This is a genomic window from Ruminococcus sp. (genome assembly GCF_024691275.1).
Lineage (GTDB): Bacteria > Bacillota > Clostridia > Oscillospirales > Ruminococcaceae > Ruminococcus.
Window position 1 is genome coordinate 33,045 of sequence record NZ_JAILNU010000005.1, and the last position, 8,291, is coordinate 41,335.

7 protein-coding genes are annotated in these 8,291 nt (G+C 47.0%); 2 read left to right on the plus strand and 5 right to left on the minus strand.

The features are described 5' to 3' along the window. Positions 1 to 4: 4 nt before the first annotated feature. The gene (gene pheT / locus K6G33_RS00590) at positions 5 to 2,461 is read left to right on the plus strand and encodes a phenylalanine--tRNA ligase subunit beta (RefSeq protein WP_296775101.1); all 2,457 of its coding nucleotides are present in this window, start codon (positions 5 to 7) and stop codon (positions 2,459 to 2,461) included. Between the two features lie 4 nt (positions 2,462 to 2,465). Next, positions 2,466 to 3,047 carry a M15 family metallopeptidase gene (locus K6G33_RS00595; protein WP_296775104.1) on the plus strand — a complete coding sequence of 194 codons (582 nt, stop codon included), beginning with the start codon at positions 2,466 to 2,468 and terminating at the stop codon, positions 3,045 to 3,047. A 2-nt stretch (positions 3,048 to 3,049) separates the two neighbouring features. Here the strand turns inward: K6G33_RS00595 and K6G33_RS00600 are convergent, their stop codons facing one another. The 5 genes from K6G33_RS00600 to asnS all read right to left on the minus strand — a co-directional run bounded on the left by K6G33_RS00600 (position 3,050) and on the right by asnS (position 8,123). After that, entirely contained in the window at positions 3,050 to 3,463 is a 414-nt protein-coding gene (locus tag K6G33_RS00600; RefSeq protein ID WP_296775106.1) for a peptide deformylase, read from the minus strand. 308 nt (positions 3,464 to 3,771) lie between these two features. Continuing rightward, positions 3,772 to 4,584: an amidohydrolase family protein gene (locus K6G33_RS00605; RefSeq protein WP_296775109.1), complete on the minus strand. Its 813-nt coding sequence runs from the start codon at positions 4,582 to 4,584 to the stop codon at positions 3,772 to 3,774. 199 nt (positions 4,585 to 4,783) lie between these two features. After that, on the minus strand, positions 4,784 to 5,407 hold the full coding sequence (locus tag K6G33_RS00610; RefSeq protein ID WP_296775111.1) for a hypothetical protein: 624 nt from the start codon (positions 5,405 to 5,407) through the stop codon (positions 4,784 to 4,786). Positions 5,408 to 5,573: 166 nt separating this feature from the next. Next, on the minus strand, positions 5,574 to 6,584 hold the full coding sequence (gene asnA / locus K6G33_RS00615) for an aspartate--ammonia ligase (RefSeq protein WP_296775112.1): 1,011 nt from the start codon (positions 6,582 to 6,584) through the stop codon (positions 5,574 to 5,576). Between the two features lie 168 nt (positions 6,585 to 6,752). Continuing rightward, positions 6,753 to 8,123: an asparagine--tRNA ligase gene (gene asnS, locus K6G33_RS00620; RefSeq protein WP_296775114.1), complete on the minus strand. Its 1,371-nt coding sequence runs from the start codon at positions 8,121 to 8,123 to the stop codon at positions 6,753 to 6,755. Between the last annotated feature and the right edge of the window lie 168 nt (positions 8,124 to 8,291).

Sequence of the window (8,291 nt, forward strand, 5' to 3'; positions counted from 1 at the left end):
AGATATGAATTTATCTATGAAATGGCTCGGCGATTACGTTAAAGCCGATATGCCTATAAAGGATTTCTGCCACGCCCTCACAATGAGCGGCTCTAAGGTAGAATGCTACGAAAAAGAGGGAAGCAATATCTCCAACGTTGTAGTTGGTAAGATACTCTCGAAAGGCCCTCACGAAAACGCAGACGCTTTGTTCGTTTGTCAGGTGGACATCGGTACAGATGCTCCTATACAGATAGTTACAAACGCTAAGAACGTCAAGGAGGGCGACCTCGTTCCCGTTGCTCTTGACGGAGCTGTTCTCCCCGAGGGCAAAATAAAGAAGTGCAAGATGCGCGGAGTTGAGAGCTTCGGTATGTTCTGCGGACTCGATACTCTCGGTCTCACAGCTCATGACTTCCCATACGCAGACCCCGAGGGCGTTTTCGTCATCGAGGAGGACTGCAAGCTTGGCGAGGATATCCACACTGCTATCGGTCTCGACGATACTTCCGTTGAGTTCGAGATAACCTCAAACCGCCCGGACTGTCTCAGCGTTATCGGTCTTGCAAGAGAGACAGCCGCTACCTACGGCACTGAACTCAAGGTAAAAGCTCCCGAGTTCAAGGGCGTTGACGGCGATATAAACTCAATGCTCAAAGTTGATATCCACAACACGGAAAAGTGCCAGAGATACTGCGCAGGTATCGTTAAAAACGTAAAGATAGGTCCTTCTCCAAGATGGATGAGAGAGAGACTTCGTGCAAGCGGCGTTCGTCCTATCAATAACTTCGTTGATATCACAAACTACGTTATGCTCGAATACGGTCAGCCTATGCACGCTTTCGACCTCCGCTACGTTGAGGGAGCTCATATCAACGTCCGCAACGCTAAGAACGGCGAGAAGATCATGACCCTCGACGGCGTTGAGCGTGAGCTCACAGAGGATATGCTCGTTATAGCTGACGAGAAGAAGCCTGTTGCAGTTGCAGGTATCATGGGCGGCGAGTACAGCGGTATCATGGACGATACAACAACTGTTGTATTCGAGTCCGCTTACTTCGAGCCTACTCAGGTAAGACAGACCTCCAAGAAGCTCCGCCTTAAATCCGACGCTTCTGCTCGTTACGAAAAGGGCGTTGACAGACTTATCTCCATGACCTGCCTGAAGAGAGCCTTCGAGCTCGTTGAAGAACTCGGCGCAGGCGAAGTTCTCAACACTGTTATCGACTGCGATTATACTGACAAGACTCCTGCTACAGTTGATTTCAGCGCAGATTGGATAAACAATTTCCTCGGTACAGATATCTCCGAGGCTGATATGATAAAGTATCTCGAAAGACTTGAATTCAAGGTCGAGAACGGCAAGGTAATAGCTCCTTCATTCCGTATAGACATCGGCTGCAAGGCTGACGTTGCTGAGGAAGTTGCTCGTATCTACGGCTACAACAACATTCCTTCCACCGACTTCCGCGGAGTTGCAAGAGCTGAGTTCACTGAGGAGCAGAAGTTCGCTCGTACACTGAGAAATGCTGCCGTATCTCTCGGCGGCTACGAGATTGCTACCTACTCATTCGTATCCCCTAAGTACTTCGACAAGATAAAGCTCCCTGCTGACAGCAAGCTCCGCAAGGTAGTAAGAATTGTTAATCCTCTCGGTGAGGACACAAGCGTTATGAGAACTTCCACTATCCCTTCAATGCTGGACGTTCTCTCATTCAACTACAACAACCGCAACGACAAGGCTTGTCTCTTTGAGATCGCTAAGGAGTACCTCCCGGCTGAGGTCGAGAAGCCTTTCATCAACGGCGATACTCTCGCTAACAGCGGCAAACAGAAGCATAAGTACAATTACTCTCTCCCTGATGAGCCCCAGAGACTTACTATCGGTATGTACGGCGACGACGCTGACTTCTATACCCTCAAGGGCATGGTAGAACAGATACTCGACGAGCTGAAGATCAGCGATGTTGAGTATGTACGCGCAGGCGACTGCGATGAATTCGACGAGAAGTACGCTCTCCACCCGGGCAGAAGCGCTGTTATCATCAAGGACGGTGCTTACCTCGGCATCATGGGCGAAGTTCACCCTGACGTTCAGGAAACTTACGAGATCGGCGTAAAGACTTATGTTGCAAAGCTCAATATCCCCGAGCTCATGGCTGCTGCCGCAAACAAGATCACATACCAGCCGCTTCCTAAGTTCCCTGCTACTACCCGTGACCTCAGTCTCCTTGTTGACGAGGATACACCTGTTGCAGAGCTTGAAAAGGCTATCAAGGGCGCTGTCGGAAAGATACTCGAAAAGGTTACTCTCTTCGACGTTTACCGCAGCGACGACATGAAGAAGAACGGCAAGAAGAGTATCGCTTACTCTATCTCTATGCGCTCACACGACGGCACTCTCACCGATGAGCAGGCTGACGGTGCTATGAAGCGCGTTCTCAAGGCTCTCAACGCTATCGGTGCAGAGCTCAGAGGCTGATAAAATGCACGACAATATAAAAAAAGCACTGCTGCCTGTCCCCGAGGACGGGCAGCTCGTGCTTATACGCGAATATATCCCCGATGCAGTTATCGACCTGCGCTATGCAACTGCCAATAACTTCACGGGTAAGGTGATATACAAAAGCCCCGAAGCTTATCTCTGCTACGGGACCGTTAAAAAGCTCATGGCTGTTCAGAATGAACTGAAAAAACACGGCTTGAAGCTGGTCATATGGGACGCTTACAGACCTATGGAAGCTCAGTTCAGGCTCTGGGAGGTCTGTCCTGACCCTGATTTCGTAGCCGACCCACGCAAGACCATAACTGCTCATGCCCGCGGAAATACCGTGGATATAAGCCTTGTCCGCACAGACGGCTCACCTGTTGCTATGCCTTCGGAGTTCGACGACTTCTCGTCACGCGCAAACAGAGACTACACCGATACTCCCGAAGAAGCAAAGAAGAATTCCCTGCTTCTCGAAAAGATCATGGCTGAAAACGGCTTTGAAGGACTGCACAGCGAGTGGTGGCACTACTTCGACAAAGACGAGTATCAGCTGACCGATACTGTGGAAATGCTCTGATATCAGATGATAATACCGCTGAAATGGTCTATCTCATGCTGGATTATCTCCGCCTCGAAATCGCGGAAAATCCCACGGCGGCGCTTGAACTTCTTATCGAGGTACTCAACGGTGATAATCTTATGGCGAGTAACGCTGCGAACTCCCGTAAGCGAAAGGCAGCCCTCCTCGGTATCGTAAGTCTCCTTGGACTTATCCACTATCTTAGGATTTATCATTGCCACGTACTCGTCACCGATGAGGGCTACGAGTATGGTCTTGTGAACTCCTATCATGTTTGCAGCCATACCCACACAGCGCTCCTCGTTGGCTTTCACTGTGTCGAGCAGGTCGCGGACGGTCTGCATATCGGCTCTTGTGGCAGGCTCTGACTTGATGCAGAGAACTGCCTCGTCTCTTACTATTTCCTTTATCACGGTAACTATCCTTTCAGTTTTTGTTTTATCATAGCATATATAATGCTTACTGTCAAGTTTTGTAAAAAGTCGAATCAGCTATGAAAGGGATTCCAAAGGGACTTTGTTCCTTTGGCGGAGTCCAGAGGCGGCGTCTCTGGCGGGTTTGGGCAGCGCCCAAAATACGCAAAGCGCTTCGCAAAGGGTGAATTTTAAAACAGTCCAGTGGACTGTTTTAAAAGAGGGAACGCCTTGCAAGTGAAGGCGTTCCCTTAATAAATCAAATTTTCCTACAAGCTGAACGCCGCACTTTTGGTGCGGCGTTGTTTTTACTTTATGCCAACGAACTCCTTGAAGTTGCCTGAGAATATCTTTCGGTTCTCATCTTCTGTAAAGCCTAACTTCAAAAAGCGCATAAGCTCGTCATCATGGCTCCACATTGGGAAATCAACTCCGAAGAAGCAGTTCTCGACACCGTATTTGCGCACAATTCCTGCGGCTCTTTCAGGAGTGAGGAACGCAAGCGAACTGCTGACATCGAATTTTACGTTCTCCAGATCTGCAAGGCACTCCTCCGCAGCGTCCCACTGCTGATAACCGCCAAGATGAGCAGCTATAAGCTTGAGCTTCGGGAAATTTTCGTGTATCCTCTTTATACGCTGAGGAGCCGAATAGTCATATCTCGCATCTCCGCAGTGTATAAGCAGCGGAAGATCTTCGCCCATAAGCTCATAGATCCTGAAGGCTTCAGGCGAATCCGCATTGAACTTCTGAAAATCAGGGTGCAGCTTTACACCGTGAAGTCCGAGTTCCCTTATCTGCTTTATATCAGCTTCAAGATCCTCGGAATCGGGATGAGTAGTTCCAAATCCGTAAAAGCAGCTGTGTGCTGCACATTCACTTGCTATAAAATGATTGATATTATCTGTCTGACGAGGTGTAGTTGCGGTTGAGCAAACAAGGTACAGACTAACGCCTATCTTGCTGCCTGATTCGATGAGTTTCTCACTCATGCCCATACCGCTCATTGGGAGTTCATAAAAGTTTCCGATACTATCAGTAGCTATTTCAGCTATTTTTTCAGGGAAAATATGAGCATGAGCATCTATTATCTCATATTTTTCGTAAACCTCAGGGGTCATATCAACATCTCCTAAAAACAAATTCAAGACTAATTATACCTTATTAATATATTTTTGTCAATCACATCGCAGATAAAAGTCAGTATGTTAGTCAAAGTAAACTATCGCAATCCTAATAATACAAACACAGCCCCGAACCGACTTGCTGACCGATACGGGGCATTATAGTTTAAATCAAACATCATTCACAGATGCTATGTTATTTTTCATTATCACATTTGTTGCTGAAATGAAGAAAAGAAAGGATTCCTATAGGCAAAAAATACACACACCACGCTATAAGAGCCAAATTTCCGCCGTTGCTGTCGCCGCCGGACGACATTTTTGAGAACATTCCTGTTATTGGCATAAACGTGCAGCTAAAATATAACACGCCGTGTATCATCATAAGAGCTTTCAGCCACTTGTCCGCCTTTCTCTCTGACTTCATCGAAAGTCCTGTGAAGAAAGTAGAAAGAGCCATCATACCGTATCCGAGGAGGTCATAGTAGAAGATAAGTCCCAAATTGCCGAAGTTCAGAAGTTTTGCCGCCTGTTCGTTAAGCTGGTCGTTTTTTACCGTGGTCAGCTGTGAAAAATAAACGAGCATAATAAACACGCTATACACCGTCGCAAGGGTCAGACCGATATTCGCAACAACTTTGCGTTCGTTTTCGCACTCATAATGCAGACCTGCCGTCATCATGATAAAACCTATCGGCAGTATGAGGCAGACAAAGAAGCTGCCCATATCATAATTGATTATCCGAAATACTGCAAAAATAAAAACCGTCACTGTTGTTATCGCCGAGCCGACTTTGGGTATTATCTTGTTCATATCCATTTTATTTCTCCATAAATACTGCAACTCTTATTAATTATCAATGTTTCAATTAAAGAGCTATAATGCTCTACACCGTGCATGAAGAATTCTTATTATATATACATTTTCCCCACCAAAGGCGGGGAAAATAAATATGATCGTCTGTTATTTCAAAGCAAAATATTTCTCAGAGCAGTGTAATGCCGTTAGCTGCACACTTTTCGATCATTTCATCAGACCATATCGAGGACTGTACTTCGCCGATATGTGCCTTTTTAAGAAGAAGCATACAAAGTCTTGACTGACCGATGCCGCCGCCGATAGTCAGCGGAAGTGTGCCATCTGCTATCATCTGGTGGTACTTGTACTGCATTCTGTCCTCAGCACCGCATTCAGCAAGCTGCTTTTTAAGTGAATCCGCATCAACACGGATACCCATAGAGGATACCTCCAGAGAATCATCAAGAGTTTCGTCCCAGAAAAGGATATCACCGTTGAGTGACCAGTCGTCGTAGTCAGGAGCTCTTCCGTCGTGCTTTTCGCCGCTTGAAAGCTTTCCACCGATACCCATAAGGAATACCGTACCGTGCTCCTTGGTTATAAGACGCTCACGCTCATGACCTGTTTTGTCGGGATACATATCCTCAAGCTCCTGAGTGGTGATGAAGTAAGGCTCATCGCATATCTTGCCTGCTATCTGAGGATAGCGGAGACTTACCTTGCGCTTTGTGTAAGCTATAGCTTTTACTATAGACTTAACAGCATCTTTCAGGAAGTCGATATTTCTCTGCTCGCGTGTGATGACCTTTTCCCAGTCCCACTGGTCAACAAAGATAGAGTGAGTATTGTCTGTATCATCATCGCGGCGGATAGCGTTCATATCTGTATATATACCCTCTCCTGCACCGTAGCCATAACGATAGAGAGCCATACGCTTCCACTTGGCAAGCGACTGAACTACTTCTGCTTCTGCGGCGATCTCCTTGATATCGAAATCCACCTTGCGCTCAACGCCGTTGAGGTCGTCATTTATACCGCTGCCCTTTTTAACAATAAGAGGAGCTGTTACTCTGTCCAGAGTAAGTGCAAAAGAGAGAGCCTGCTGGAATACGTCCTTGATGTACTTGATTGCGTGTTGAGTTTCTCTGAGTGTGAGGGCTGATTTATAGCCCTCCGGGATATACAGCGATCTTGACATAATTAATCACTTTCCTTTACTTGATATTTTATACAGAAAGCAGCGCCATTGATGCTCTCTGTTGCTGTACGTTTTGGAGTAGGTAACGCCGTCCCCGACGTTCCAATATAAATTATTGTTTTTGCGGAACGCCGAGGGCGGCGTTCCCTACATAGTCATTACGTTAAATTATCTGATAGAACCTACTGTTCTCGGGAACAGTATTACGTCACGGATATTTGCCATGCCTGTTGTGTACATGATAAGTCTCTCAAAGCCGAGACCGAAGCCGCCGTGAGGTACTGAGCCAAACTTTCTGAGGTCGAGGTAGTCGCTGTAGAGGTCGAGGTTCATCTTTCTCTCGTTCATAGCAGCGATAAGCTTCTCATAGTCAGCCTCACGCTCGCTGCCGCCGATGATCTCGCCGACACCCGGTACAAGGAGGTCAACAGCTGCAACTGTCTTTCCGTCGGGGTTCTGCTTCATGTAGAAGGACTTTATCTCCTTCGGATAGTCTGTAACGAATACAGCCTTCTTGAATACCTTCTCGGAAAGGTATCTCTCGTGCTCTGTCTGGAGGTCGCAGCCCCACTCTACAGGGTATACGAAGTTCTCGCCCGATTTCTTGAGAAGGTCGATAGCCTCTGTATATGCTACTCTTGCAAAGTCGTGGGAGATGAGCTCTTCAAGACGTGCAATAAGTCCCTTTTCAAAGTGTGCGTCGAAGAACTTCATATCATCAGGACAGGTATCAAGGAGCTTGCGGATAACGAATTTAAGCATATTCTCAGCGATCTCGATAACGTCATCGAGTTCTGCGAATGCTACCTCAGGCTCAACGTGCCAGAATTCAGCAAGGTGCTTAGGAGTATTGGAGTTCTCAGCTCTGAATGAAGGTCCGAATGTGTATATCTTACCCATAGCCATTGCAGCCATTTCGCCTTCGAGCTGTCCTGATACTGAAAGTCCGGCCTTTCTGCCGAAGAAGTCGTTAGCGTAGTACTCTTCCTCGTTCTTGTAGTCCTTGCTGTAACCGATAGTTGTTACCTGGAACATCTCACCTGCTCCCTCACAGTCGCTGCCTGTGATAAGAGGAGTATTTACATATACATAGTTGTGTGTCTGGAAGTATTCGTGGATAGCTGCCGCGAGTACAGAACGTACTCTCCATACAGCGTTGAATGTGTTCGTTCTGCCTCTGAGGTGAGGGATAGTACGAAGGAATTCAAGTGTATGGCCCTTCTTCTGGAGCGGATAGTCTGTAGGAGCATCACCGAGAATAGTGATACCGTCAGGAAGTGCGTTTATCTCAACAGTCTCGTTTCTGCCCTCAACAGCTGTACCTGTTACCTTTACGGACATACCAACTCTTGGCTCTTTGTAGTCGCTGTCGCCCTTGTCAACAACGACCTGGATATTTTTAAGCGAAGTTCCGTCGTTTACTTCAACGAATGCTACGCTCTTGGAGTTACGTGATGTACGTACCCAGCCGCATACAGTTACCTGCTTACCTACATAGTCCTTTGTGGAGATTATCTCCTTGACATCAATGTGCTTCATAAATAAATTTCCTTTCATTATATAAATATGTGCACAGGACGAGCAGGAATACAAAAAGCCCCGTCCTGAAACTACAGGACGGGGCATAATACCCGTGGTGCCACCTGAATTACCGCAAAAGCGATCACTTTTGAGCCGCTGTAACGTGCGGAATACGTCGCCCCTACT